Raw genomic sequence first — 25,813 nt, forward strand, 5'->3', positions numbered from 1 at the left:
GATCAACCGGCGCGATGGCGCTCGCGGAATTGCACCGGCGTGAGGCCGGACCAGCGCTTGAACGCGCGGTAGAAGGTGCTCGGCTCGGAGAACCCGGTGAGATAGACGATGTTGTCGATCGACTCTTCCGTGCGTGCGAGCAGGCGCCGCGCCAGTGCGTAGCGGAAATCGGTCACGATCTGGCTGAAGCTCGTGCCGGCACGGGCCAGTTCGAAGCGCAGGCGCCTTGGCGCGAGGCCGACCTCGCGGGCCACATCGTCGAGATCGCAGGACTCCAGCTCCAGACGCTGCGAGAGCACCTTGCGGATCTGCTCCACGAGGTCGCGCCGGTGCAGGTCGGAGAGCCGCTTCTGGGCCAGTTCCTCGTGAAGGCGCAGCAGGTCCGGGTCCCAGCGCGGCGAGCGGTATTCGAGCAGCGCCGGGTCGAACCAGATCTCGCTTTCGCTGCCGTCGAACTCGACCGGGCAGCCGAACACCTGTTCGTAGTCGGCCTGAGGACTGCGGGCACTGCAACGCAGCTTGACCTTGAGCGGCGGATCGAAGTGGCGCTCGGTGACCGAGCGTGCGAACTGGATCAGCTCGTAGACGACGCAGATCTCGGTATGGCGCAGCTGCGGCGCTTCGAGCGCGCTGCCGATCACGCCGATGCGTGCCCCGTCGGCGTTGTGGACCAGGCGCACGCTCAGCGCGTCGCTGATCAGGCGCAGGTACTTTAGCGCGCGCACGATGCCTTCGCCGAAGGTCGGGCTGCTGAACATCAGGTACTCGATCACCTCGCCGCGGAACAGCGGCAGGTGCGGGCACAGGTGCAGGCCGATGTCGGCGTCTCCCGTCACGCCCTCGACGATCTGCCAGAACAGCGCTTGCTGCTGGTGCGGGGTGCGCAGCTCCTTGAGCGGCAGCTTGGCGGCGTCGTATCCGAGCTTGCGATAGATCGCATCGACGTCGATGCCGGCCTTGACCATGGCCTCGTGGACGACCAGCAGGAACTGTCCCGAATCACGCATGGCCTGGTTGTCTTCTTAAGACGACTTATCGTGGTGGAGGCGGCGACTGGGCGGTAGTGTGCCGCAAGCCCGGATCGCGGTCACGGCGCCAGCGCCGCACCGCCTCCGCGCAGGCGGGGGCATGGCGTCGCGCGAAGTCGTCGACGCACCAGCCGCGAGCGGCCAGCAGATGCCGGTAGCATGGCGCGAGGACGTAGGCCTGGACCGGACGTTCGCCTGCGCGATCCGCCAGCACGCGCATGCGACGGCGTTCGAAGAAATCGTCTTCCCAGGCGTCGAGCCACTGCAGTTCGCGCCGGCTCACCTCGATCAGCGCGCCGGGCGTCTGCGCGCCGGCTGACGGCACGATGCCCGGAAAGCGCTGCCCGCGCAGCGCACTGCACCGATAGCCCGGCAACTGTGCCGGCAGCGGCGCCGGCGCGCGGTCGAGCAGGGAGTGCAGGACCGACGGCGCCAGCAGGCTGCCGTAGACGAACAGCGTCACCCCGGACATCAGCGCTGCAGGGCGTGGCGGCCGAGTGCCCAGGCCAGTGCCTCGTCGAGACGGTCGTTGCCCCAGAAGAGTTCGTAGCCCGACCGCGCGTCGCCGACGCGAAAGCTCGGGGCACCGAACAGGCCCAGGGCTGCGGCACGCGTCGTGTTGTCGCGCAGGCGCTGTTTCAGCGGCTCCGCCTGTGCGGCGGCGATGCGCGCATCGGCGTCCGCGACCGACGCGGCCAGACATTCGCGGACGACGGCGGCATCGTCGATGTCGCGGTCGGACTCGAAGTTCGCGCGGTACAGCGCGCGCACGAAACCCGGCACCCACTCCTCGTCCGCGTACGCCGCGACCAGGCGCGCGCCGAGCACGCTGGTGCGCGGAAACGACGAGGGCTTGCGAAAGGCGATGCCGTGGATCGCGCAGATGCGTTCGAGATCGCGCCACATGTAGCGACCCTTCGCCGGATACTGCACGAAGGGCGAGCTTTCGTATCCCTGCTCGCGGAAGATCGGGCCGAGCAGGAACGGCCTGTACGCGATGGCGACGCCCGCACGGTCGGCGGCGGCCTGGATGCGCAGGGCCGCGGGGTAGGAGTAGCTGCTGGCGAATTCGAACCAGAACTCGACGGCGGTGGGCATTGCGGGCTCCGGGGGCGTGATCGTCCATTGTAGGCAAGGGCGCGATTCACCCGGGGGACGCGGCGTCGGCGATGTCCGGCCAATGCCGGCGCCGCGGCATCTACGCAGACTGCCGGCCGATTCCGCTCCATCCCCAAGGTCATCCCATGCCCGTCTACAAGGCACCGCTGCGCGACATGCGCTTCCTGCTCAACGAAGTGCTCGATTTCCCGGCCCATTACGCCGGTCTGTCCAACGGCAAGGACGCCGACCCCGATACGGTCAACGCCATCCTCGAGGAGTGCGCGAAGTTCTGCGAAGAGGTGCTGGCGCCGCTGAACCTGTCCGGCGATGCCGAGGGTTGCCGCATCGACGACGGCGTCGTCACCACGCCCAGGGGCTTCAAGGACGCCTACGACCAATACGCCTCCGGTGGCTGGCAGGGGCTGTCGCATCCGCAGGAGTACGGCGGTCAGGGCATGCCGATGTCACTGGGGCTGCTCAAGTCCGAGATGACCGGCACCGCGAACTGGTCGTTCACGATGTATCCCGGTCTCGCGCTCGGCGCGATGAACACGATCATGCAGCATGCCTCGCCGGAACTGAAAGGCCTGTACATGCCGCCGCTGGTCGAGGGCCGCTGGCTCGGCACGATGTGCCTCACCGAGCCGCAGTGCGGCACCGATCTCGGCCAGGTCAAGACCAAGGCCGAACCGCAGCCGGACGGCAGCTACAAGCTGACCGGCACCAAGATCTTCATCTCGGCCGGCGAGCACGATCTCACCGAGAACATCATTCACATCGTGCTCGCGCGCCTGCCGGACGCGCCGCCGGGCACCAAGGGCATCTCGCTGTTCATCGTGCCCAAGGTGCAGGTGAACGCCGACGGCTCGCTCGGCGAGCGCAACGGCATCCGCGCCGATGGCATCGAGCACAAGATGGGCATCAAGGCCTCCGCGACCTGCACGATGGCGCTGGAGAACGCGACCGGCTACATGATCGCCGAGCCGAACAAGGGCCTGGAGGCGATGTTCACGTTCATGAACACCGCGCGCGTAGGCACCGCCGTGCAGGGCATCGCGCACGCGGAGCTGTCCTACCAGAACGCGCTGGCCTATGCGAAGGAGCGGCGCTCGATGCGCGCGCTGTCCGGCAAGAAGGAGCCGGAGAAGGTCGCCGACGCCATCATCCATCACGCCGACGTGCGCCGCATGCTGCTGACGCAGAAGGCCGTCGCCGAGGGCGGGCGGGCGATGATCTACTTCGCCGCGCAGTACGCCGACCACATGGTCAACGGCATCGTCGAGAACGACGACGCCAAGTACCGCCACTGGGACGACAAGCTCGGCTTCCTCACGCCGATCCTCAAGGGCTTCCTGACCGAGATGGGGCTGGAGTCGGCCAATCTCGGCATGCAGGTGTTCGGCGGCCACGGCTACATCTGGGAACACGGCATGGAGCAGATCGCGCGCGACGCACGCATCAGCACGCTCTACGAGGGCACCACCGGCATCCAAGCGCTGGACCTGCTCGGCCGCAAGGTGCTGCTGTCCACGCGAGGCAAGGCGGTGCGGGAATTCACTGCCCTGATCGGCAAGTTCGCGGTCGAGCACATGCGCAACGGCAAGCTGCGCCGATATGCGGCCGACCTCGCGCGCTACGCCGCCGAGTGGAACGTGCTGACGATGCGGGTGATGCTGATGGCGCGCAAGGACCGCGACGTCGTCAGTGCCGCGAGCCATCACTTCCTGATGTACTCGGGCTACGTGACGATGGCCTACTTCTGGGCCTTGCAGGCCGCGGTGGCCAGCCAGAAGCTCGCCCAGGGCGGCGCCGAGACGCCAGTGTTCTACAAGGCGAAGATCGCGACCGCGCGCTTCTACTTCGACCATCTGTTGCCGCGCGCCAAGGCGCATGCGGTGTCGATGGTCAAACCGAGCAAGTCGCTGATGAAGCTGCCGGTCTACGCGTTCGCGTTCGAATGAGGGTTCTCGTCATAGATCAGGGCGCTGCTGCTGCAGCGCCCTGATCCGTTCTCCGGTGCGGCCGATCAGCGCCGCAGCAGGCCGCCGGTGCCGGGCAGTTCCGGCACCGACAGCGGCGTCGGTTCGCGCTCGAGAACCCGTGGCTGCTGCGGTGCGCTGACTTCGGGGGCTGCCGCCGTGCCGCTGCGCCGCGGCACGTGATAGTAGGTCGGATAGTAATAGTAACCGTAGCCGTAGAACGGGAACGGGTCGACGACATAGACCGTGTCGCGCGGCTGTTCGACCGGCCACAGGTAGACGTCGGTGCCGGCCAGCTTCGGATAGCGGTATTCGAACGCATCGACTTTGACCGGCTCGATCGCCTCGATGCTGCCGATCACGGTGACCTCGCGGCCCGGCTCGAACACCTTCGGATCCTTGAAGTCGGCGAAGCAGGCGAGAAAGCGGCCCTGCTCCTCGTCGCCGGTCTTCGGACGCGCATTGGCGCGCAGCGGTCGCGACAGGACCTCGAAGCAGCTGTTCTGCTCGCTGTTGCGCACCGACAGAACCGTCCCGCCCCATCGCACTCGTTGCGCCGCCGCCTCGCCGCTGCCGGCAATCTGTGCCGGCGTCAATTCGGCGAATTCACCGCGCAGGGATTCGGGCGCCGTGGCGCAGGCGCCGAGCAGGGCGGTCGAGAGCAGGGTCGAGCAAGTCAGCAGGCGGCGGCTGGTCGAGGTGCGCATGGCAGAAATCCTGTCAGGAAGTAGAACGTATCCCTCTTTTATGTAGGACGATGACTTAACCTAGGATGAATGTCGACGGTTCCGTCCGGTGCCCGGCCGATGCTAGCCTGACGCATCCTGGAGGCGCCGCACGACGTAGATTTTGCGGTGATAACTGATGTCAAAAACGAGGTGTTACCCCATGGCAAACCTGATTCGATGGACGCTGGTCGCGGGCCTGTTCGCGGCCGCGCCGGCGCTGGCCAAGGTGTCGGCCGACGAGGCGGCGAAACTCGGCAAGGAGCTGACGCCGGTTGGCGCCACCAAGACCGCGAATGCCGACGGCAGCATCCCGGCCTGGGACGGCGGCCTGACCAAGGCCCCGGCCTGTTTCAAGGGCGAAGGGTCGCGCTACTGCGATCCGTTCGGTGACGACAAGCCGCTGCTGACGATCACCGCGAAGAACCTCGCCGAGCACAAGGCGAAGCTGACCGCCGGACAGATCGCGCTGTTCGAGAAGTATCCGGACAGCTATTCGATGAAGGTCTACGAGACCCGCCGGACCTTTGCGAATCCGCCGTTCGTCTACGACGCAACGGCCAGGAACGCGACCAGCGCGACGCTGGGTGGCAACGGCGAGGCCCTGCAGGGCGCCATCACCGGCATTCCGTTCCCGATCCCGCAGAACGGGCACGAGGTCATCTGGAATCACAAGGTGCGCTACCGCGACATCGGCGTGCGTCGCTGGAACAACCAGTTCGCGGTGACCACGGCGGGCGACTACAACCTGGTGAAGATCCAGGAAGACGCGTTCTTCGTCTACAGCCAGCCGGACATCGATCCGGCGTCGCTGAACAACAAGATCCTTTACTTCCTGCAGCTGACGACCGCGCCGGCGCGCCTGGCCGGCACGATCCTGCTGGTCCACGAGACCATGGATCAGGTCGCCGAGCCGCGCGGCGCCTGGCAGTACAACCCGGGCCAGCGACGCCTGCGTCGCGCACCGAACATCGCCTACGACAATCCGGGCACGGCGTCGGATGGCCTGCGCACCAACGACCAGCTCGACATGTACAACGGCGCGATGGATCGCTACCAGTGGAAGCTGGTCGGCAAGAAGGAAATCTATGTGCCTGCCAACAGCTATGCGCTGCACAGCGATGCGCTCAAGTACCGCGACGTGATGAAGAAGGGCCACATCAACCAGGACCATGCACGCTACGAGCTGCGCCGCGTCTGGGTTGTGGACTCCTTCGTCAAGCCCGGCGTGAGCCACATCTACAAGCGCCGCACGTTCCATGTCGACGAGGACTCGTGGCAGATCGTCGCGGTCGACGTCTACGATCAGCGCGACCAGATGTGGCGCGTGCAGGAAGGCCACCACGTGATCGCCTACGACAAGCCCTACCAGTTGCCGGTGCTCGAGACCGTCTACGACCTGCAGAGCGCGCGCTACCTGGTGATGGCGGCGAACAACGAGGACGAAGAGACCAGGACGCGCAAGTTCTCCGTCGAGGACTTCAGCCCGACCAGCGTCTCGAAGCTCGCCACGAAGTAGGCCCCTTCGACCGATGCCGCCGACCTCGCGGGTCGGCGGCATTTTCTTTGCCGCTACACTGCCGGCTCGCGTCCACTCCGCCCGATCCAGATGGCTGCCGCCCCCGTCACCACTGTCCTGCTGATCGCCAACATCGCCGTCTTCGGGCTGCAGATGATGGCGGCCGACGGCCTGATCCGGCACTTCGCACTGTGGCCGCTGGGTGCCGGCTTCGAGTTCTGGCAGGTCGTCAGCAGCGCCTTTCTGCACGGCAGCCTGTTCCACCTGTCCGTGAACATGCTCGGCGTGTGGATGTTCGGTCGCGAGGTCGAACGGGCCATCGGCTCGGTCCGGTTCGTGCAGCTCTACACGGCGAGCGTGTTCGCCGCCGCGCTCGCGCAGCTGATCACCCAGGGCTTCAGCGACCCGGTGCCGACGGTCGGTGCCTCCGGCGGCCTGTTCGGGCTGCTCGGCGCGTACGCGCTGCTGTTCCCGCGACGCCGCGTGATGCTGCTGTTCCCGCCGATCCCGTTGCCGGCGCCGGTGTTCGTCACGCTGTACGCCGCCTTCGAGCTGTACGCGGGCGTTACCGGCACGATGTCCGGGGTCGCCCACTTTGCCCATCTGGGCGGACTCGCCGGCGGCCTGCTGCTGCTGCGCTCGTGGCGGCGGCGCGCCCGACGCTAGGAGCCTGGGCGGTAGGCACCGCGCAGGCGAGGCAAAGCCATTTCGAGACAGGTTTCGCGTTGATTCGAGGCCAATAGCTACTGAATATTGGCCCAGAGCCAGCGAGGAAGATGGCCGAAATGGTGACGCCGCAGCCGCGCGCGTTTCCGCCGCCCAGGCGCCTAGTCAGGCGCAACGCCCAGCACCACCAGCCGCCGGTCGTCGTTGCCGAGCCGCCAGCGGATGCGCTGACCGGCACGCAGGCCGATCAGCGCGGCGCCGATCGGCGTCAGCACCGAGATGCGCATCGCCGAGACGTCGGCCTGCTGCGGCCAGACCAGGTGAACGGTGCGGATCGCGCCGCTGGCGTCGTCCTGGTAGGTGACCCGCGAGCCGACGCGCACGGCGTCGTCCGGCAGCGCATCGGGTGCGACGAGTTGCGCCCGGTCGAGCTCCTGCAGCAGCCCGGCGGTGACCTCCGGCAGGTGCTCGCAGCGGTGCGCCAGCGCCTGGAGGTGGTCGTAGGTATCGAAGTCGATCAGCAACGCCGGCGTGTCACACGACGAACCGGTCGCGCGATCCGGGGTGGCGGGCAGGCGGGCGCTGGCCGCCGGGAACAGGGTATTCATCACACGCACTCCATGAGTCGTCTGCGGCGCGTCGCCGCAAACTTGGGAGAAGAGGAAGGAAGGGTGGTGCGTGCCCCGGGGACGGATGAAACGCCGAACGGCGCCGGCCCCGGGGTTCAGGAGCCTGCGACGAAATGTCCTGCGCGCTGCTGGCAGCGGCGCTGTGCGTGATTCACCGGCATGACGACGCGATCATCGGTAAGCAGAAGGTCGAAGTCAACGCCGCGCCGTCCGCCTCATTGTTCACGCTGTTCCGGACGCTGCTTCCTGCGCGAGAACGGATAGGCGCCGCGAGGCTGGCCGCCGTCCTTCGGCGGCACGTAGACCGACAGGAGCATCGTCACTGCCAGCACCAGTACGGTGGCCGCGAGCGACCACGCGACCGGAATCTTGTAGACGTCGATCAGCAGCATCTTCGTGCCGATCAGCACGAGCACGATCGCCAGGCCGTACGGCAGCAGATGGAAACGCTCGTGCACGCTGGCCAGCAGGAAATACATCGCGCGCAGGCCCAGGATTGCGAACACGTTGGACGTGAGCACGATGAACGGATCGACCGTGATCGCGAAGATCGCCGGGATGGAATCCACCGCGAAGATCACGTCGACGATGCCGATCAGCAGGACGACGACCAGCAACGGGGTGGCGATGCGTGCGCCGTCGATCTGCGTGAAGAACTTCTCGCCGTCGTAGTCCGGCGCGATACGCATGCGCCGCTTGATCCACTGCAATGCCGGGTTGTCTTCGAGATCCGGCTCCTGGCCCGCCGCCCACCACATCTTCACGCCGGTGAACACCAGGAACGCGCCGAAGACGTAGAGGATCCAGTGGAACTTCGCGATCATCCAGGCGCCGATCAGGATCAGGATCGCGCGCAGCAGCAGTGCGCCGAGGATGCCGATCATCAGTACGCGCTTCTGGAACTCCGCCGGCACCGCGAAATAGGTGAACAGCATCAGGAAAACGAAGATGTTGTCGACCGCGAGCGCCTTCTCGACCAGATAGCCGGTGATGAACTCCAGTGCCTTGTCGTTCGCCAGCGCGCGCGCGCCGGCGTCGTCACCGGTGCCGCCGAGTTCCCACCACAGGAAGGCCACGAACACGAAGCTCACCGCCACCCAGATCACCGTCCAGATCGCGGCCTCGCGCATCGAGACCTTGTGCGCGCCCTGACGGTTGAGGGCGAAGAAGTCGACCGCAAGGGCGACGGCGACGAAGAGGGCAAACAGCGACCAGAGCAGCGGGGTTCCGATGGAGACCATGGGCAGGACCTGAAAAGTGAACGGGCACGGCACATCCAACCAGCCTGTTCGGTCTTGCCATCCGCGCGAGGCGCGGGCCGTGACGCCGGGGTACTCCCGTACCCGTGCTGACGACGTCGCGGGAGCGGGTGAGGCCCCGGCTACTCCCCGTGAGAGCTGCGTGCTATTGAAGCGGCAAGCCGTGTTTTGCGCAAGCCGGTTGCGCATGCCACGACCGCGTCGGCGCCGCTCCGGGGCTGCCGGGGCCTCTGCTGCAGGCTCAGCCCGCCGTTCCCTGGGGACAGGGCGGCGGCGGGGCGTCCGCCATCGCCCGGGGCAGGTCCTCGTAGGCGACGTCGCGGAGGTGGGTCGCGATGGACCAGCGATGGCCGAAAGGGTCTTCGAGCACCCCGTAACGGTCGCCCCAGAACATGTCTGCCACCGGCATGATGACGCGGGCACCGGCGGCGACGGCGCGTTCGAAGCAGGCATCCGCGTCGTTCACATAGAGGTGGACCGTGACCGGCGACCCCTTCAGGGACTGCGGACTCAGCGAGCCATGCTCCACGAACTCGTCGGCCAGCATCACCGAGGACCCGTTGATGCGGATGCAGCCATGCATCAGGCGCCCGTCCGGTCCGACGAAGCGGCCCTCCTCGGTCGCGCCGAATGCCTTGATATAGAACGCTATCGCATCCGCGCCGCCGCGGCACACTAGGTGCGGTGTCACCGTGTGCATGCCGTCCGGAATGGATTTGGCCTTGCCCATGTCGATCTCCGTTGTCGCCGTATTGGCTGACGACTGGTCGACTGGCACGATTGGAAATCGACAGGCTTAGTTGCTAACGGGGCTACGGCTTCGGGGTCGAGGCTGTGTGCATGTCGAGCCAGTCTATGCCTTCTCGGATGGCGTAAGCCGTATCTTTGCCTTCGTGTCCATAGATGTGGCTTCGTAGATGCACGGCGGCCCCGTAGTGCCCGAGGATCGCTTCGAGCAGGAGGCCATCGTCGTAGGGTACGAGGTGGTCTTGACGTGAGTAGTAGAGAAAAACCGGTTTGCCGGCGATGCCCGCCATGGATGGGAACAGTCGGGGGCGAAAGACAGAGGCGCTAACAATGAGGCCGGTGATCGCCGGGTTGGTGACGGCGGATTCGATGGTCGCAGGCCCGCTGCTAGAGCCGCCGATCGCGAAGACTCTTCCTCGATCGATGGGGTACGTGTCCAGCAGATCATCGACAACGTCGCCGATGAATTCTGGTGTCGTGAATTTCATCCCCGGAGTTCTGACGAACGTAGTTGGCCAGACGATTCTCTGCTCAGCGGCCCATCGAGGGGCAACCAGATGTGCGAGCAGAGTATTACCCGGGAGGAAGTAGCGGACGAGATTCTGTGCAAAGACAAGCGTTGATTCATCTCCCTGTCCACCGGGGACGAATACGACCAGCCCAAGCGAACCCTCGGCCGCGTCACTGCGCCGGATAAGAAAGTAGCGCTTGAATGGATCGTTCTCGACCAGGCGGCGCTCGGTGACGATCTCCTTGGGTTTCGACGGCGTGTGGCTTTGCAGCAAATCGGATGAGGCTGCGGTGCCGGGGTGCGACAGCAAGGTCGCTAGCGCGAGGACAGCGCTCTGGGTCGGGGAATGCCTGTTTTTGCGGCGGACATTGCCTATTGGGTGTACACCTCCAGGCCGATGGCAGATGCCAGCAGCTGGTGCCGAAGGTGGGACTCGAACCCACACGCTTTTAAGGGCGGCGGATTTTGAGTCCGCTGCGTCTACCGATTCCGCCACTTCGGCGCGGCCGCGCATTATATCGGCCGGCCGCGTGCCCGTGATGGCGATCTTCAGAGGCGGAAGTCGATCCGCAGGCCGGCGTGATAGCCGTAGATGCGGGCGGAGGGCTGTGCGCGGTAGGCGGTGGCACCGCCGCCGACGCGCAGTTCGAGCGATTCGCTGGTGAACAGCGGGATCTCGAAGTTCACGCCGAAGCTGGCGCCGCCGACGGATTCGGAGACGCCGGGACGCTCAAGGTCGACATGGGCGTAGCCGATGGCGGCGCCCACTTCGATGAGATCGAGCAGCACGCCCGTCGGGATGAAGTACACCGCGTAGAACTGGTCGGTGCTGAACTCGTCGGCCTCGAGCTCGCCGACGCTGGTGTCGCCGGTGCCGATCTGTGCCTCGAGGCCGATCTTCTCGAACAGGCGCACGCCGGCGCGGACGCGGTACATGCTCGAATCGAAACGGTCGCCGCCGAAGTCGTCGATCAGGCTCTGCTTCGAGAACGAAGCCGTCGTCCAGACGTAGTCGGCACCGGCATACAGCTCCCAGGGCGTGTCTTCCTCGGGCTCCGGCTCGTAGCCGCCGCTGTCCGCGCTGTCGAAGCCGCCGCCGAAGCTGTTGGCATCCGAGGTGTCCCCACCGAAGCTGTTGGCGTCGCTGGTGTCGGAGCTGAAGCTGTTCGCGTCGGAGGTATCCGAAGTGAAGCTGTTGGCGTCGCTGGTGTCGGAAGTGAAGCTGTTGGCGTCCGAGGTGTCCGACGTGAAACTGTTGGCGTCGTAGGTATCCGATGCAAAGCTGTTCGCATCCGGCGTATCGCTGCCCGATTCGGCATCACTGATGTCGGCGAAGCTGTTGCCCGCCTGGGCGTCGCCGCCGTCCTGCGCGAACACCGGGCCGCAAAGCAACAGGCCGGCGGCCAGATACGAAATCTTGTTCATGCGCATCCCCCAGAAAGCCGTTTGAATGATTTTGATCTTGGCGCCGAATGTTCTCCGATTTGCGTCGGCAAATCCACTGAACCGCTATAGTGCCCGCGCTCCCTGCATTTCACGGCTCATGCACGCTCAAACGCGCTTCTGCAACGTCTGCGGACACTCGGTCGACTTTCTCGTGCCGGCCGGCGATCACCTGCCGCGGCACGTCTGCCCGAGCTGCGGCCAGGTGCAGTACCGCAATCCGAAAGTCATCGTCGGCGTGATTCCGGAATGGCGCGACGGCCGCGTGCTGATGTGCCGGCGCAACATCGAGCCGCGCCTGGGCCTGTGGACGTTTCCGGCCGGTTTCATGGAGATGGGCGAGACCAGCGCGGCGGGCGCCGCGCGCGAGGCGCGCGAGGAATCGCTCGCCGAGGTCGAGGTCGGATCGCTGCTGATGGTGATGAACGTCCCCTACGTGAGCCAGGTGTACATGGTGCATTGCGGGCGACTGCTCTCGGAGGAGTTCGGTCCGACGCCGGAGAGTTCCGAGGTCGTCCTGATGCGGGAGGACGAGATTCCCTGGGACGACATAGCCTTCCCGACGATCTGGCACAGCCTCCGGCACTTCTTCGACGATCGCCGCAACGGCAGCTTCAGCACGCACCTGCTGGACCTGACGTTCAAGCCGCGGCCGCCGCAGCGGCCCGAGGTGCCCGGCGACGATCCGACGGCCTGAGTGCCGGGATGCGCCGTCGGCAGGCGGTGATCGGTTAATATCGCCGGCTCAACGCTGCCAGCTTTTCAGCCAGCCAGGACCATTTGCGAGTTGCGCCCATGACCTTCGTCGTTACCGAAAACTGCATCAAGTGCAAGTACACCGACTGTGTGGAAGTCTGCCCGGTCGACTGTTTTCACGAAGGTCCGAATTTCCTGGTGATCGATCCCGAGGAGTGCATCGACTGCACCCTGTGCGAGCCCGAATGCCCGGCGGAGGCCATTTTCGCCGAGGATGATCTGCCGGAGGATCAGGCGCACTTCAAGGAGATCAACGCGCAGCTCACCAAGGAGTGGCCGGTGATCACCGAGCGCAAGGAGCCGGCGGCCGACGCCAAGGAGTGGGACGGCAAGCCGGACAAGCTGGCGCTGCTCGAGCGCTGAGCCGGGGCTCAGCGGTTCAGCGGCCAGTACACGAGCCGCTCGTCGAACACGAAGATCACGCCATCGCCGAGGATTTCGGCGATGCGCAGGCCGCTGTCGAGCACCGCCCCTTCGGCATGACGTCGGTTGTCGACCATGATCCAGCGGCGTGCCGGGTCGGCGTCGAAGACGTGCACCTGGATCAGCGGCGACGGAAACCTCGACTGGAAGCCTTCGGGCATTTCCGCCAGTCGCGGCGGCAGCGTGCGCGCGGCATCGGCGGCGGGCGTCTCCGTGGTTTTCGGACTCTGGCCGACCATGCTCGCGCCGGGGCTGTGCGGTGTCGGCTGGGGGGTATCGGCCGTTGCGATCGAGGGACGTCCGGGTGCCGGCGCTGCCGGGGGGCTGCCCTGGAATACCGGCGACACGTCGTCGAGGCTCTCGTAGCCCGCCAGGGCGGCAGCGTCCGACAGTCGCGGCGCCGCGGGCGCGGTTGCGGAGGGTGTCGGAACCGGTGCCATCGTCGGCGTGGCCTCGACCGTCGCCGATTCGACCGGCACCGGCGTGGACGCAGACGGGCGCAGCAACATCAGCGCGGCACCGATTCCGGCGAGAAATAGGGTGGCGCCGGCCAGGGCCATCGTCGTCGGACGCGGCCCGCGTTGCGGGGGGCGCGCATCCGCAGCCGGCTGTTCGGCCACCGTGGCGTGGCGTTCGCGTTCGGCGCGCCGCAGTGCTTCGAGGATATAGCTCACGGTGTTCCCCCGCGGCGGTCGTCCTGCTCGGCGCCGGATGGCGGGCGAGGGAACACCCCATTTCCGGTGTCCGGCGTGCGACGCTGATGTGCCGGCGTGCTCATGGTGCTCTCATCGCCAGCGTCGGCGTATCGGGCAGCGCATCACCGAGCTCGATCAGCGTGCGCACGCCGGCGATGCCGTCCACCGCGAGCCCACGGTCGGCCTGGAACCGGCGCACGGCCTGCACCAGCGACGCGTCGAGCATCTGCGGGGGCTCGCCGTCGGCATAGCCGAGCTCGACGAGCCGGTCGTGCAGCCAGGCGACATCGGCGCTGCCGGCCTCGGCGTCGATGCGGATCGCGTGGCTTTCGCGCCGCCACAGCAACAGGAACTCTCCCGTCCACAGCGGGCGCAACTCGGCGACGGCGATCTGCATCGGGCCGAGCGCGGTATGCAGCACGGCGTTGCGCGTATCCAGCGATTCGAGCAGCACGTACTGCGGACTGCCGTCGATGTCGAGGCCCAGCACCGCCGGGCGGTCCATCGCGAACAGGTCCTCCCAGTCGCCGCTGCTGCGGTAGCACTCCAGGCCCTGCGTCTGCAGGCTGGTGCACAGTTCGGCAGTGGCTGCCACCGGCGTCTCCGCACCCCACAGGCCGATCAGCCGGGCGAGCGCGGACGAGAGCGGCTGCGCGGTGCGCGCCAGATCCTCCGCCGGTGACAGCGGCAGTGCGGCCGGCACGAAAGCGGCCGCGGTCGGCGATGCCGCGGGATGCGGGCTTGCACTCGGGGCAGGTGTCGGCGGGGTGTCCGCGGCACGGACCGCTTGCGCCGGCGCCGGCGGCCTCGAGCCGGAGGGCCAGAAGGTGTAGGCGAACAGGGCGGCGCAGGCGATCAGGGCGACCAGCCAGCCGGTCTCGATGGCGCGCCAGCGGCGCGGCTCATCCGGCTCGAACAGCGCGGGCTGTTCGCCCATGACCTCGCGCGCCGCACGACGTACCGTCGCGGCATCGACCCGCAGGGCCTGCTGCGAGTACGCGCCGAGCAGCGCGCGGTCGCAGATCACGTTGATCAGGCGGGGAATGCCCTGGGCGTAGCGGTGCACGAGGCTGCAGGCGGCGGGTTCGAAGATCGGCGAGCATGCGCCGGCGATGCGCAGGCGGTGACCGATGTATTCGGCGGTTTCGCGCTCGGACAGCGGTTGCAGGTGGTAGCGGGCGGTGACGCGGCTGGCGAGCTGTCGCAGCTCCGGCCGCCCCAGCAGGGTCGACAGCTCCGGCTGGCCGACGAGCATGATGCGCAGCAGCTTGGCCTTCGCGGTTTCGAGGTTGGTCAGCAGCCGCACCTGTTCGAGCACGCCGGGCTGCAGGTTCTGCGCCTCGTCGATGATCAGTACGGTGCGGCGTCCAGTCGCATGCACTTTCAGCAGGTGCGCATTGAGCGCATCGACGAGGACCTTGATCGACGTGGTGTCGCGCGGCACCTCGACGCCCAGTTCGTCGCAGATCGAGTGCACGAATTCCTGCTCGCTCTGCCGCGGGTTGTGGATCATGGCCACGTCGACGTCCGGCAGCTTCTGGTCGAGCAGCGAACGCACGATCGTGGTCTTGCCGGTGCCGACCTCGCCGGTGATCTGCACGAAACCGCCGTACTGGCCGGTGCCGTACAGCAGATGTCCGAGCGCCTCCTGGTGGCGCGGGGACATGTACAGGTAGGCGGGGTCCGGGGTGATCGAGAACGGCATCTCCCGGAGCTGGAAGAACTCGGTATACACGGCAAGGGCGGGGCGGGTGCCGCGCGAGTATAGCGTCCGCCTTCAGGCCGGCCTGAGCATGTCCACGTGCGGGATGCCGTCTTCCAGGTAGGGGGCGGAGACGGTTTCGAAGCCCAGCGTGCGGTAGAAGTCTTCGAGATGCTGCTGGCCCGACAGGAACACGCGCTGTCCCGGGTACCAGCGCTGGCAGCCCTCGAGGCCGGCGCGCATCAGCGCGCGGCCGAGTCCGGTACCGCGCAGGGAAGGCGCGACGACCAGTCGCCCGAGCGCGGGGGCTGCATGCTTGACGCCCGGCGGCACCAGCCGCAGGCCGGCCTGGACGGCGCCGTTGCCGTCGCGGCCCACCAAGTGTCGGCACTGCGGGTCGAGGCCGTCCATGTCCGGATAGGCGCAGTTCTGCTCGACGACGAAGATGTCGGAACGCAGCTTGAGCAGGGCGTAGAGCGTGTCCGGGTCAAAGCCGGGCCAGTCGATCCACTGCCAGCGCAGGCCGGTCGGCGGTGTCTGCACGTCAGCGGACATCAGTTGCGCTGGAAATCGTAGAGACTGCCGAGCTTGAGCAGGCGCGTCAGCCGGTCCAGGGCGGTGCGACTCTCCTCGAGCAGTTGCGGGTCGGCTAGGTCGTCAGGCGTGAGCCGGTCGCGATAGTGCTTGTCCACCCAGCTCAGCAGGTCGGCGTGGCGCTTGGGCGTGATCCAGATGCCCGGCGCCACAGCGGCGCGTTCGGTCTCGGTGAGTACGACGCGCAGACGCAGGCAGGCCGGCCCGCCGCCGTTGTGCATCGACTGACGCAGGTCGAACACCGAGATGCCGTCGATCGGGTTGGCCGGGTCGGCGAGGATGCGTTGCAGTGCAGCCCAGACCGGCGCCGATTCCTCGCATTCGCGCGCCACGATCAGGCGCATGCCGCCCCCCGGCGGACAGACCAGCTGCGAATTGAACAGATAGGACGCGATCGCCTCGTCGAGGCCGACCTCGGACGTCGAGATCTCGACCAGGGCCGGTCGCCGCGCGCCCTGGAAACGGGTGCAGATCCAGCGGCGCAGGGCCTGGGTATCGACGAAGGCCTGTTCATGATGGAGCAGGACCTCGCGATTGCCGACGGCGATGACGTCGTTGTGGAACACGCCGCGGTCGATCGCGTCCGGGTGCTGCTGGGCGAAGAACGTCGCGGCCTTGCGGAGTTCGTGCAGGCGCGCGACCGACATCGATGCCAGCCGGGTCTGCCGCGCCGGATAGCGGGCCGGCCGCGACTCGTCGTCGCTGCCGCGGCCGTAGACGAACAGTTCCAGGCCGGCGTCGCCGTAGTCGCTGCACAGGCGCGTATGGTTGGCGGCGCCCTCGTCGCCGAGGGTCGGCGTGGCCGGCAGCGGGACGTGATGGGCAAAGTGGCTCGGGTCCGGGAATACGGCCTTGAGGATGCGCGCGGTCGTGTCGGCCTCGATCGCGCGATGCAGGTTCGTGCACAGGTTGGCCGGCGTGAAGTGCACCCGCTCGTCGGCGCAGTCGGCACTGGGCGAGACGGTCGCGGCATTCGCGGTCCACATCGCCGAGGCCGACGACACCGCCGACAGCAGCTCCGGCGCCGTGCGCGCCACGCGCGCGAGAATCCGCGCATCCGTGCCGCTGTAGCCGAGCCGCCGCAGCGTCGGCAGGTGCGGACGCTCGTGCGGCGGCAGCACGCCCTGCGGCAGGCCCAGTGCCGCCAGCGCCTGCATCTTCATCAGCCCCTGGCGGGCGGCTTCGCGCGGGTTGGCGGCGCGGTGCGCATTGCGCTCGGAGGCGACGTTGCCGAAGGACAGCCCGGCGTAGTGATGCGTCGGCCCGACCAGGCCATCGAAGTTGGCTTCGAGGGTGAGGGCGGACGGGATCACGGTCACGGCAGCAGTCCCGGCGGCAGTTGTGCCGGTTGCAGCGGCTGCGGCGCCTCGCTGCTGGCGACCGGATACGCGCAGTAGTCTGCGGCGTAGTACGCGCTCGGCCGGTGGTTGCCGCTGACGCCGACACCACCGAAGGGGAAGGCGCCCGAGGCGCCGGTCGTCGGCCGGTTCCAGTTGACGATGCCGGCGCGGATGCGCAGGCGGAAGCGCTCGTACTCGGCGGCATCCTCGCCGATGAAGCCGGCCGACAGGCCGTAGCGCGTGCGGTTGGCGCCGGCAATGGCCTCGTCGAGCGTGTCGTAGCGGATCAGCTGCAGCAGGGGGCCGAAGTACTCCTCGTCCGGCACTTCGGCGAGCGCGCTCACGTCGATGATGCCCGGGGCGAGGAAGGCCGGACCGGGGTCGAGCCGTCGCAGCGGCAGCACGCTGTGGGCGCCGACCGCGAGCAACCGCTCCTGCGCCGCCAGCAACTGGTCGGCGGCGCGGGCGCTGATCACCGGTCCCATGAACGGTGGTGGCTCCGCGTTCCAGCGCTCGATGCGCAGCCCGCGCGTCACCGCCACGAGACGCTCGACGAAGGCATCGCCCCAGCTGCCGCGCGGCACGAACAGCCGGCGCGCACAAGTGCAGCGCTGACCGCTGGTGATGAAGGCCGACTGCACCGTGTCGAGTACCGCGGCGTCGGTGTCGGCCACGGCGCGGACGATCAGGGGGTTGTTGCCGCCGAGTTCCAGGGCGAGGATGCGACCGCTGTCCGCCGCGAACTGGCGGTGGAGCAGGGCGCCGGTGCGCTGGCTGCCGGTGAAGTACAGGCCGTCGAGCTGCACATGGGCGGCGATGGCCTCGCCCGTGGCACGCTCGCCCTGCAGCAACTGCAGCACGCCGGGCGGGATGCCGGCACGCTCCCACAGTCGTAGGGTCATTTCCGCCGTGGCCGGCGTCAGTTCGCTGGGCTTGAACAGCACGCAGTTGCCGGCGAGCAGCGCCGGCACGATGTGGCCGTTGGGCAGGTGGCCGGGAAAGTTGTACGGCCCGAAGACCGCGACGACGCCGTGCGGCCGGTGGCGCAGGACGTGGCGGCCGAAGTCGGTGGCCTGTTCGTGCTCGCCCGTGCGTTCGCGATTGGCACGGATCGACAGCTCGATCTTGCCCACCATGGCGGCGACTTCGGTGCGGGCCTCCCACAACGGCTTGCCGGTCTCCTCGGCGAGGCATCGCGCCAGCGGCTCCGACTGGTCCTTGAGCATGACGGCGAACGCGCGCGCCAGCGTCGCGCGCTCGTCGAAGCGGCGATCGGCCCAGGCCGGGAACGCCGCGCGTGCGGCCGCGAACGCGGTGTCGACATCGGTGATGTCGGCCGCATGGCCCTGCCAGACGCGGCGCCCATCGTGCGGGGCAAGGCTCTCGAACGCCGGACCGGCGCCGCCGCGCCAGCGTCCGTCGAGATACAGCTCCCCGGTCGTCTTGAAATCCGTCTGCGTCATAGCGCCACCACGCGTGCGTTGTCGCCTTCGGCGAGGCCCAGGGTCGTTGCCAGTTCCGGTGTCAGGCTCACACTGTCCTGCTGCGGCGTGAGCGGGGCAAGCACGCAGCGAAAGCCGCCCAGCGACTGGTTGGAGACCAGATGCGGCAGGCCGCGTCCGGCCGGCTCGCCGATGCGCACGCGCAGCAGCCGCGAACGCCGGATCGAGCGTACCTGGGCCGTCGGCGCCTCCACCGTCGGTCCCCCGTCGAAGATGTCGATGTAACGCTGGTAGCGGAAGCCCTCCTGCTCCAGCAGCTTGAGCGCCGGCGCGGTCTGTTCGTGCACGCGTCCCATGACCTGCTGCGCCTCGGGCGGCAGCAGGGTGGTGTAGATCGGGTGCGTCGGCATCAGTTCGGCGATGCACGCCTTGTTGCCCTGGCCGACGATATGTTCGGCGCGCTCGTACTCGATGCTGAAGAAGTGACGGCCCAGCCCCTCCCAGAACGGCGAGCGGCCGGTCTCGTCGGAGACGCCGCGCATTTCCGCGATGATCTTGTCGGCGAAGCGCGGGCGCTGCCCGGCGATGAACAGAAAGCGCGACTTCGACAGCAGATGCCCGATGCCGCTCTCGCGGAATGTCGGGGCCAGATACAGCGAGCACAGCACGCTCGTGCCGGTGAGGTCGTTCGACAGGTAGAGCGTCGGCACGCGCGTGTACACGTCCAGTGTGCGGCTGGCGTGGACGGTGAGGCCGACGTGGTAGTTGTAGAACGGCTCGTCGAGGCCGCAGGCCGCCTCGACGGCGCAACAGCCGCCGATCTCTCCGGTCTGCGATTCGGCGAGCACGAACATGTAGCGCTGGTGTCCGGGTTCGCGCACGTCCTCGGCGAAGGATGCGAGCGAGCGTTCGACCTTCGCGCGCAGGGTGTCGCGGTCGGGCGGCAGCGAGGTGAATCCGGCGCCGGCGGTGCGTGCCATCTGCAGCAGGGCGTCGAGATCGTCGGCTTCGATCGGGCGGATGTAGCGCATGTCAGATGTCCCCCGGCGCGGCGCGCCGTCCGGTACGGTCGAGGCGGGCCGTCATCTCAGTGCCACTCCAGTTCGCCGCTGGCGCAGCGCAGCAGCAGCAGCGCGGAGATCTTCGCGCGCTCGGTCAGCGACGAGACGCGCATGCGCTCGGCGTCCGAGTGGATATCGCGGCCGACGACGCCGAGGTTGTCGACGTTCGGCAGGCCGTGTGCGGCGAGATTGTTGCCGTCGCAGCAGCCGCCGGTGGGCTTGAACGCGAGTGGCGTGCCGAGGGCGCGCCCGCAGTCGCCGAGCCAGTCGATCAGCGTCTGCGCGCGGGCGTCGACGATCTTCGGCGGCCGGGTGAAGCCGCCGCGCAGCTCGAAGCGGATGCCGTCACGCCGCGCGTCGATCAGGATGCGGTCGAGTTGCTCCTGCACCCAGCACTGATCGTCCGGAATCGTCGTGCGCACGTTCAGCTTGAAGACCGCGAGGTCCGGCACGACGTTTAGCGGGCCGCCGCCGTGGGCATAGCCGATGTTGAGCGTCACGCCGTCGCGGCTGCCGTTGAGGCTGTCGATCGCGCGGATCGCGTCGGCCGCGGCGCGCAGCGCATTGCGGCCTTCCTCCGGGTTGCGGCCGGCATGCGCGGCGCGACCGTGGACGATGACATCGAAGTTGCCGCTGCCCTTGCGGCCCGACGCCAGTCCGCCATCGGGAAACGAGGGCTCGTAGATCAGGCCGAAGCGGTTGCGGCCGGCCGCGGCGCGCAGCAGGGGATCGGAGCCGGCGGAGCCGATCTCCTCGTCCGGGTTGAGCAGGACTTCCCAGCCGATGCGTTCGCGCCACGGGCTGCGCTCGAGCGCCGCGAGCGCGGCCCACATGACGAGCAGCCCGCCCTTGAGGTCGGCGACGCCGGGGCCGTGCAGGCCGTCGTCGCCGTCCGGACGTGTCTTCTGGAACGGATGATCCGGCCCGAAGACGGTGTCGAGGTGGCCACCGAGAAACACCTGCAGCGGCGCATCGGGCCGCTGGCGCAGGCGCAGCGCCGGTCCGATGGGGTGTTCGCGCGGGCGTCCGTCGTCCGCGGTCGACACGAAGGTCGGCAGTTCGATCCACTCGTGCGTGCAGCCGAGCGGCGCGAAGCGCGCGCGCAGGCGCTCGCCGACCGCGCGCACACCGGCGGCGTTGAAGCTGCCGGAGTTCTGGTCGGACAGTTGCACGAGGGAGTCGCGCATCTCCGGCAACTGCGCGTCGATCCACTGCAGGAAGGGGGCGAACTCCTCTCGCATCGGCCGGACCCGTTCTGTTCTAATCGGGGGAATCTACATCGTGTCCTGCACGCGGATATTACGCATGAGGGGAATCCTGGGGGTGCGCCGGGAAGCGGCGGATGCCCACGGCCTCTTCTCCCAAGCGCGTGCCCGCAGGCAGCCGTGCGGGCGGGACGACTCGACAAGGTTCATCGTGATGATTCGATCGGTCTGTGCCAGTCTGTTACTCGCCCTGCTGACATGCCTGCCGGTGTGGGCGTCGGATCAGGCGCTGTGGGAGCAGTCAACGCTCAACCAGATCCTCAAGCGCGGCGAGTTGCGCGTGGGGCTCGAAGCCGGCTACATGCCGTTCGAGATGCTCGACCGCAAGGGCAACATCATCGGCTTCGACGTCGATCTGGCCCGGCTGATGGCCAAGTCGATGGGTGTGAAACTGACGCTGGTGAACACGCAGTGGGACGGCATCATCCCGGCGCTGCTGACCGACAAGTTCGATGTGCTGATGGGAGGCATGACGATCACGCCGGAGCGCAACCTGCAGGTCAACTTCACGGACCCCTACATCTACATCGGCCAGTCGGTCCTGATGAACCCCAAGCATCGGGAGACGATCAGCAGCTACAGCCAGCTCGACGACGAGCGCTACACGATCGCCACCAAGCTCGGGACGACGGGCGACATCGCCGCGCGGCGCTTCATGCCCAAGGCGCGGATCAGGAGCTTCGAAAGCGAGGCCGACGCGACCATCGAGGTGCGCAGCGGTCGCGCCGACGCCTTCGTCTACGACCTGCCCTACAACGTCATCTACGCCGCGCGGTTCGCGGATTCGGTGGTGCACCTGCACGAGCCGTTCACCCGCGAGGCGCTCGGCTGGGCGGTGCGCAAGGGCGACCCCGACTTTCTCAACTGGCTGAACAACTTCTTGCGGCAGATCCGCGACGAGGGTATCTACGATGCGCTCTATCGCAAGTGGTTCGAGAACACGGCCTGGTTGAAGAATGTCGCCGGCTGACCCGGGGCGGGCCGTGCGACCCTGGGGCTGGTACGTCCTGTATGCGGCGGTGATGGCCGCGCTCGGCTACGGGGTCTACGCCGCGGCGCAGCGCGTCGACTACAACTGGCACTGGGAGCGCATTCCCCAGTACGTCGTGAGTTTCGACGGCGAGGAGGTGGTGGCGCCGTTCGACGGCTTCGTGAAGCTTGCCGACGACGGGCGCAGTCTCGAGGTCGAATCCCTGCGCACGGCCGAGCGGGTGCGGATCGACGCGTTCGACCGCGTGCTCAGCGGCGACGGCGATCTGGTGTTCGAGGGCGATGCGATCGCGATGCGCTCCGGCATCGCCGCAGGACCGCTGGTCTGGGGGCTGTGGCTCACGCTCAAGCTGTCGGCGCTGTCGCTGCTGTTCGCGCTCGGCATCGGCGTCGTCGCCGGGCTTGGCCGGGTTGCGCACAATCCGGCGGCGCGCGCGCTTTCGGCGACCTACGTCGAACTGATCCGCGGCACGCCGCTGCTCGTGCAGATCTTCATCTTCTACTTCTTCGTCGGCACGGTGATGAACCTGTCGGCGTTCACGGCGGGCGTCGCCGCGCTGTCAGTGTTCACCGGGGCCTATGTCGCCGAGATCGTGCGCGCCGGCATCGAGGCCGTGCCGCGGGGCCAGATGGAGGCCGCGCGCAGCCTCGGCCTGTCCTACCCGCAGGCGATGCGACACGTCGTGCTGCCGCAGGCGTTCAAGAAGTCGCTGCCGTCGCTGGCGGGGCAGTTCATCAACCTGATCAAGGACTCTTCGCTGGTGTCGGTGATGGCATTGACGGATCTGACCAAGGCCGGCCGCGAGGTCGTCAGCTCGACTTTCAGCCCCTTCGAGGTCTGGTTCACGGTCGCGGCGATGTACCTGCTGCTCACCGGCGCGCTGTCGATTTGGGTACGGCGGCTCGAACGCAGGCTCGCCCATGACTGAGGTCCTGATCGAGGCGCGCGGCGTCTGCAAGACCTACGGCAACGGCGTTGCCGCACTGGACGAGGTGTCGCTGACGGTTGCGCGCGGGGAGGTGGTCTGCATCGTCGGCCCGAGCGGCTCGGGCAAGTCGACGCTGTTGCGCACACTCAACGCGATGGAGCCGATCAGCGCCGGCGAGATCCGGGTGCTGGGCGAGGCGGTGCACGACCGGCGCACCAACCTGAACCGCCTGCGGACCCGCGTCGGCATGGTGTTCCAGGCCTTCAACCTGTTTCCGCATCGCACGGTGCTGCAGAACCTGATGCTGGCGCCCCGCATCGTCGGCGGTGTCGCCGACGCGCAGGCGCGCGAACAGGCCCTGCGGCTGCTCGACAAGGTCGGTCTGGGTGACAAGCACGACCAGTATCCGGGGCAGCTCTCCGGCGGCCAGCAGCAGCGCGTCGCCATCGCCCGCGCGCTGGCGATGAATCCGCAGATCATGCTGTTCGACGAGCCCACCAGTGCGCTCGATCCCGAGAAGGTCGGGGAAGTGCTGGACGTGATGAAGGCGCTGGCGGCAGAGGGCATGACCATGTGCGTCGTGACTCACGAGATGGGTTTCGCCCGCGCGGTGGCCAGCCGGGTGGTCTTCATGGACGCCGGCCGCATCTGCCATGTCGATGAACCGCAACGCTTTTTCGACGGGTCCGGGCATCCGCGCCTGCAGGCGTTCCTGGGGCAGGTCCTGCAGGGCTGATGCGCCTTGGACTACCATGCGCGCGGTTGGAGCAAGGCCTTCGTCGCTCAGTGGGTGAGCCGGATCAGCGAATGTCCAGTGGACATTCGCCCCGGCGAACGCCCGGCCATGGACGGCCGGGCAGGACGCGGCGCCATGATGGATTATTGGCGGTATCGTTTGCGGGATCAGCGCCTTCGTAGCTCAGTGGATAGAGCATCCGCCTCCTAAGGGAAGGCACAGGCGCATGTAAGCACCTGATTCACATCATAACGCGTTGAAATTCAACAACAATGACATTGCGCGTCTTTGTGGAACATTGCGCGAATTTGCACTATGTTGCGGGTTCGGAGCAGATGTAGAGCAGATCGAATGGTCTCTGAGCGCTCGACGTGCGTTTCGCATGCGAAACGCCGCCGCTAGTCGTTTCGCTTGTCCGCAGATGCCTCTGCCACCGCGTCTAGGTATCCGCTCGGGACGATAGTTTCCGGCCCCATGGCGATTTGTAGGCATTCAAGGTAGTGACGTCGCCAAGCCGACGGGCGTTGGAGCAGCGGCCGTTGCGGCGGATGCACCTCGTGAAGTGCAGTCTCTCTGCCTTGGCCGATGAGGGCATAAGCTTCCGGTTGCGCGAACTCGCCGACGAGGACTAATGCGGAAGCTTCCGGCGCTACAAACGGTGGTCGGTAGGGGGCGGAATAAGTCGACAGTAAAGATCTCATGCGGACGGGCTTGCCGTTAGCCAGTGCGGCCAGGCCAAACGCCAAGTCACTTCTCAATGGGCACTCGCAAACCTGGACTTGGATTACTACGCTCTCGTCGCCGCGCGTAGAGATCATCCAATTCACCAGCCCAACGGATCGGTGTATGCCGTTCTCGACGAATATCGGACCTCGACCTCCCGGCAGACGATGACGAAGCAACCGAAGGCCGTAGCGAGCGCCATCGCCAGGGAAATCGGCATCTCGAATTGCAGACTCGAAGTAGTTAATGACACCGTCCTGCCAGCCATAGCCGACCTTTCGGATGGATTCTCTCCATGTCAATGGCGGGGCCCCGAAGTTGAGATGTCCGCAACCGATGATGTCTCGAACGGGCACGTCGACGAAGTGAGTGATCGTGTCGGCTGATCGATCTCGGAGGATATCCAGAGCATTCCGAGTGTCGTGTTCAAGCACGATCGGTCGGTCCAGCAGCTTACCTTTGTAGGCTGCTGCTGCAGCGCAGATTTTCAGATAGTCGCCGGAACTTTTGAGCATTGCTACTACAGTTTCGCACGCTCGCTTGTTGCGCCGTCGATTCTGCCCCAGGCCGCTTTCACCCTCCCTTTGGTCCGGGTGGACTCCGGGCGACCGATCTCGTTCGCGGTTGCTTTATCTGTCTTTGGCGCGGTTTCGCATGCGAAACCGCGGTCTTCGTCGATGCGCCTTTGCGCCGAAACGACAAAGGCCCACGTTTCCGTGAGCCTTCGCGTTATCGTATGTCCTCGGGGGGAGGCTTGCGCCCACATGTCCCGAAGCCAGCACAAGAAGACTATGGGAGCTTGCTCAGGATGTCAACGCCCGCTATCGCCGCCGCAGTCAAGGGCATCATTTCGTCCGCTCGCATGGGGACATACGAAACGGCCATGCGCACGTCGGCGGCCCCCGATGTCTCGGCCCTAGAACTCTACACGTGGAATGCGCAGATCTCCGCCGCCTTGATGGCGCCACTGCACATATGCGAGGTGAGCATTCGCAATGCTGTCCACGAAGCGCTCGAGGCCACATATGGCCCACGCTGGCCCTGGGATACCAACTTTGAGCGCAGCCTTCCATCAGGAACGTACTACGACCCTCAACGCGATCTGCGAACTGTTCGTGCTCGTCAGCCAACGACGGGTAAGGTCATCCCTGAACTCAAATTCGCGTTCTGGCAGAAGATGTACACGCGGCGCCATGACGTTCGTCTGTGGAATCCGCTTCTGCCCCGGCTGTTCCCCAACCTGAATCATCAGCTGCTGCCGGCAACGCTTCGCGAACAGATATACAACGATCTCGAGCAAATCCGCTTGCTGCGGAATCGTGTAGCCCACCACGAACCGATTTTCAGTCGCAACCTGACGGACGATCTCGCCAAAATGACTGGCCTGGTCGGCGCACGATGCGCCGTCACGGCCGCTTGGCTACAAACCCACCAGCAGGTCTCGACGCTGATTGCCCTGAAACCCGCCCCCGTGCCGGCGTCGCCGATATCCTAGCGACTGCCGCCCGGCCGAGGTCGGCACTCGCATTTGTGTGTTCGTGCTATAGTGC

General features: G+C 66.9%; 26 protein-coding genes and 1 tRNA gene. 9 read left to right on the plus strand and 18 right to left on the minus strand.

Annotated elements, in window-relative coordinates; genetic code table 11:
* Nucleotides 1–2: 2 nt before the first annotated feature.
* The 3 genes from C8D93_RS12490 to C8D93_RS12500 are packed head-to-tail and all read right to left on the minus strand — an operon-like array spanning nucleotide 3 to nucleotide 2,126.
* Entirely contained in the window at nucleotides 3–1,007 is a 1,005-nt protein-coding gene (locus C8D93_RS12490; RefSeq protein WP_110265532.1) for an AraC family transcriptional regulator, read from the minus strand.
* 25 nt (nucleotides 1,008–1,032) lie between these two features.
* Nucleotides 1,033–1,500 (minus strand): gamma-glutamylcyclotransferase family protein, encoded by a 468-nt coding sequence (locus C8D93_RS12495; protein ID WP_110265533.1) that lies wholly within the window; start codon nucleotides 1,498–1,500, stop codon nucleotides 1,033–1,035.
* Nucleotides 1,500–2,126 carry a 2-hydroxychromene-2-carboxylate isomerase gene (locus C8D93_RS12500; RefSeq protein WP_110265534.1) on the minus strand — a complete coding sequence of 209 codons (627 nt, stop codon included), beginning with the start codon at nucleotides 2,124–2,126 and terminating at the stop codon, nucleotides 1,500–1,502. Before C8D93_RS12500 ends, C8D93_RS12495 begins: the two co-directional genes overlap by 1 nt.
* Nucleotides 2,127–2,272: 146 nt before the next feature.
* Here C8D93_RS12500 and C8D93_RS12505 point away from each other — a divergent pair, with 146 nt between their 5' ends.
* A complete protein-coding gene (locus C8D93_RS12505; protein ID WP_110265535.1) occupies nucleotides 2,273–4,090 on the plus strand; it encodes an acyl-CoA dehydrogenase C-terminal domain-containing protein in 1,818 nt (605 codons plus the stop codon).
* Between the two features lie 65 nt (nucleotides 4,091–4,155).
* On the opposite strand, the gene C8D93_RS12510 is transcribed toward C8D93_RS12505, so the two are convergent.
* On the minus strand, nucleotides 4,156–4,815 hold the full coding sequence (locus C8D93_RS12510; RefSeq protein WP_110265536.1) for a Slp family lipoprotein: 660 nt from the start codon (nucleotides 4,813–4,815) through the stop codon (nucleotides 4,156–4,158).
* Between the two features lie 181 nt (nucleotides 4,816–4,996).
* Between C8D93_RS12510 and C8D93_RS12515 the strand changes: the two genes are divergently transcribed.
* A complete protein-coding gene (locus C8D93_RS12515) occupies nucleotides 4,997–6,352 on the plus strand; it encodes a DUF1329 domain-containing protein (RefSeq protein WP_110265537.1) in 1,356 nt (451 codons plus the stop codon).
* A 90-nt stretch (nucleotides 6,353–6,442) separates the two neighbouring features.
* Complete coding sequence (locus C8D93_RS12520) at nucleotides 6,443–7,018, plus strand: rhomboid family intramembrane serine protease (RefSeq protein WP_110265538.1); 576 nt, start codon at nucleotides 6,443–6,445, stop codon at nucleotides 7,016–7,018.
* A gap of 161 nt (nucleotides 7,019–7,179) precedes the next feature.
* Here C8D93_RS12520 and rnk read toward each other — a convergent pair whose 3' ends face one another.
* From rnk to C8D93_RS12550, 6 genes are all read right to left on the minus strand, one after another.
* Nucleotides 7,180–7,626 carry a nucleoside diphosphate kinase regulator gene (gene rnk, locus C8D93_RS12525; protein ID WP_110265539.1) on the minus strand — a complete coding sequence of 149 codons (447 nt, stop codon included), beginning with the start codon at nucleotides 7,624–7,626 and terminating at the stop codon, nucleotides 7,180–7,182.
* 236 nt (nucleotides 7,627–7,862) lie between these two features.
* A complete protein-coding gene (locus tag C8D93_RS12530; RefSeq protein ID WP_110265540.1) occupies nucleotides 7,863–8,888 on the minus strand; it encodes a TerC family protein in 1,026 nt (341 codons plus the stop codon).
* Nucleotides 8,889–9,147: 259 nt separating this feature from the next.
* A complete protein-coding gene (locus C8D93_RS12535; protein ID WP_211307318.1) occupies nucleotides 9,148–9,636 on the minus strand; it encodes a VOC family protein in 489 nt (162 codons plus the stop codon).
* A gap of 82 nt (nucleotides 9,637–9,718) precedes the next feature.
* The gene (locus tag C8D93_RS20410; protein ID WP_146216589.1) at nucleotides 9,719–10,474 is read right to left on the minus strand and encodes an alpha/beta hydrolase family protein; all 756 of its coding nucleotides are present in this window, start codon (nucleotides 10,472–10,474) and stop codon (nucleotides 9,719–9,721) included.
* A gap of 105 nt (nucleotides 10,475–10,579) precedes the next feature.
* A tRNA-Leu gene (locus C8D93_RS12545) sits at nucleotides 10,580–10,666 on the minus strand.
* A 47-nt stretch (nucleotides 10,667–10,713) separates the two neighbouring features.
* Nucleotides 10,714–11,589, minus strand: a complete 876-nt coding sequence (locus C8D93_RS12550) for a hypothetical protein (protein ID WP_146216590.1) — start codon at nucleotides 11,587–11,589, stop codon at nucleotides 10,714–10,716.
* A gap of 118 nt (nucleotides 11,590–11,707) precedes the next feature.
* Here C8D93_RS12550 and C8D93_RS12555 point away from each other — a divergent pair, with 118 nt between their 5' ends.
* Together C8D93_RS12555 and fdxA are read left to right on the plus strand one after the other, a co-directional pair.
* Nucleotides 11,708–12,304 carry an NUDIX hydrolase gene (locus C8D93_RS12555; protein WP_110265543.1) on the plus strand — a complete coding sequence of 199 codons (597 nt, stop codon included), beginning with the start codon at nucleotides 11,708–11,710 and terminating at the stop codon, nucleotides 12,302–12,304.
* A gap of 98 nt (nucleotides 12,305–12,402) precedes the next feature.
* Nucleotides 12,403–12,726, plus strand: a complete 324-nt coding sequence (fdxA, locus tag C8D93_RS12560) for a ferredoxin FdxA (protein WP_110265544.1) — start codon at nucleotides 12,403–12,405, stop codon at nucleotides 12,724–12,726.
* An 8-nt stretch (nucleotides 12,727–12,734) separates the two neighbouring features.
* Here the strand turns inward: fdxA and C8D93_RS12565 are convergent, their stop codons facing one another.
* The 7 genes from C8D93_RS12565 to C8D93_RS12595 form a co-directional block, all read right to left on the minus strand.
* Complete coding sequence (locus tag C8D93_RS12565) at nucleotides 12,735–13,460, minus strand: general secretion pathway protein GspB (protein WP_110265545.1); 726 nt, start codon at nucleotides 13,458–13,460, stop codon at nucleotides 12,735–12,737.
* Nucleotides 13,461–13,560: 100 nt separating this feature from the next.
* Nucleotides 13,561–15,216: an ExeA family protein gene (locus C8D93_RS12570; protein WP_110265546.1), complete on the minus strand. Its 1,656-nt coding sequence runs from the start codon at nucleotides 15,214–15,216 to the stop codon at nucleotides 13,561–13,563.
* Between the two features lie 42 nt (nucleotides 15,217–15,258).
* Entirely contained in the window at nucleotides 15,259–15,738 is a 480-nt protein-coding gene (locus C8D93_RS12575) for a GNAT family N-acetyltransferase (protein ID WP_110265547.1), read from the minus strand.
* Entirely contained in the window at nucleotides 15,738–17,090 is a 1,353-nt protein-coding gene (gene astB, locus C8D93_RS12580; protein ID WP_170124019.1) for an N-succinylarginine dihydrolase, read from the minus strand. The genes C8D93_RS12575 and astB overlap by 1 nt, the downstream gene beginning before the upstream one ends.
* Before the next feature lie 2 nt (nucleotides 17,091–17,092).
* Nucleotides 17,093–18,580, minus strand: coding sequence for a succinylglutamate-semialdehyde dehydrogenase (astD, locus tag C8D93_RS12585; RefSeq protein ID WP_110265548.1), 1,488 nt, complete (start codon nucleotides 18,578–18,580; stop codon nucleotides 17,093–17,095).
* Complete coding sequence (gene astA / locus C8D93_RS12590; protein WP_110265549.1) at nucleotides 18,577–19,590, minus strand: arginine N-succinyltransferase; 1,014 nt, start codon at nucleotides 19,588–19,590, stop codon at nucleotides 18,577–18,579. Before astA ends, astD begins: the two co-directional genes overlap by 4 nt.
* Nucleotides 19,591–19,646: 56 nt before the next feature.
* On the minus strand, nucleotides 19,647–20,861 hold the full coding sequence (locus C8D93_RS12595; RefSeq protein WP_110265550.1) for a hydrolase: 1,215 nt from the start codon (nucleotides 20,859–20,861) through the stop codon (nucleotides 19,647–19,649).
* Between the two features lie 178 nt (nucleotides 20,862–21,039).
* Here C8D93_RS12595 and C8D93_RS12600 point away from each other — a divergent pair, with 178 nt between their 5' ends.
* From C8D93_RS12600 to C8D93_RS12610, 3 genes are read left to right on the plus strand one after another with little or no spacing between them, the layout of a single operon-like run.
* On the plus strand, nucleotides 21,040–21,855 hold the full coding sequence (locus C8D93_RS12600) for a transporter substrate-binding domain-containing protein (protein WP_110265551.1): 816 nt from the start codon (nucleotides 21,040–21,042) through the stop codon (nucleotides 21,853–21,855).
* A gap of 52 nt (nucleotides 21,856–21,907) precedes the next feature.
* Nucleotides 21,908–22,804, plus strand: coding sequence for an amino acid ABC transporter permease (locus C8D93_RS12605; RefSeq protein ID WP_110265578.1), 897 nt, complete (start codon nucleotides 21,908–21,910; stop codon nucleotides 22,802–22,804).
* Nucleotides 22,797–23,540 carry an amino acid ABC transporter ATP-binding protein gene (locus tag C8D93_RS12610; RefSeq protein ID WP_110265552.1) on the plus strand — a complete coding sequence of 248 codons (744 nt, stop codon included), beginning with the start codon at nucleotides 22,797–22,799 and terminating at the stop codon, nucleotides 23,538–23,540. Before C8D93_RS12605 ends, C8D93_RS12610 begins: the two co-directional genes overlap by 8 nt.
* Before the next feature lie 398 nt (nucleotides 23,541–23,938).
* Here the strand turns inward: C8D93_RS12610 and C8D93_RS20415 are convergent, their stop codons facing one another.
* Nucleotides 23,939–24,778, minus strand: coding sequence for a hypothetical protein (locus C8D93_RS20415; RefSeq protein WP_146216591.1), 840 nt, complete (start codon nucleotides 24,776–24,778; stop codon nucleotides 23,939–23,941).
* A 347-nt stretch (nucleotides 24,779–25,125) separates the two neighbouring features.
* Here C8D93_RS20415 and C8D93_RS12615 point away from each other — a divergent pair, with 347 nt between their 5' ends.
* A complete protein-coding gene (locus C8D93_RS12615) occupies nucleotides 25,126–25,758 on the plus strand; it encodes a hypothetical protein (protein WP_366515933.1) in 633 nt (210 codons plus the stop codon).
* The last annotated feature ends 55 nt before the right edge of the window (nucleotides 25,759–25,813 follow it).

The organism is Sinimarinibacterium flocculans, assembly GCF_003201205.1.
Classification (GTDB): Bacteria; Pseudomonadota; Gammaproteobacteria; order Nevskiales; family Nevskiaceae; genus Solimonas; species Solimonas flocculans.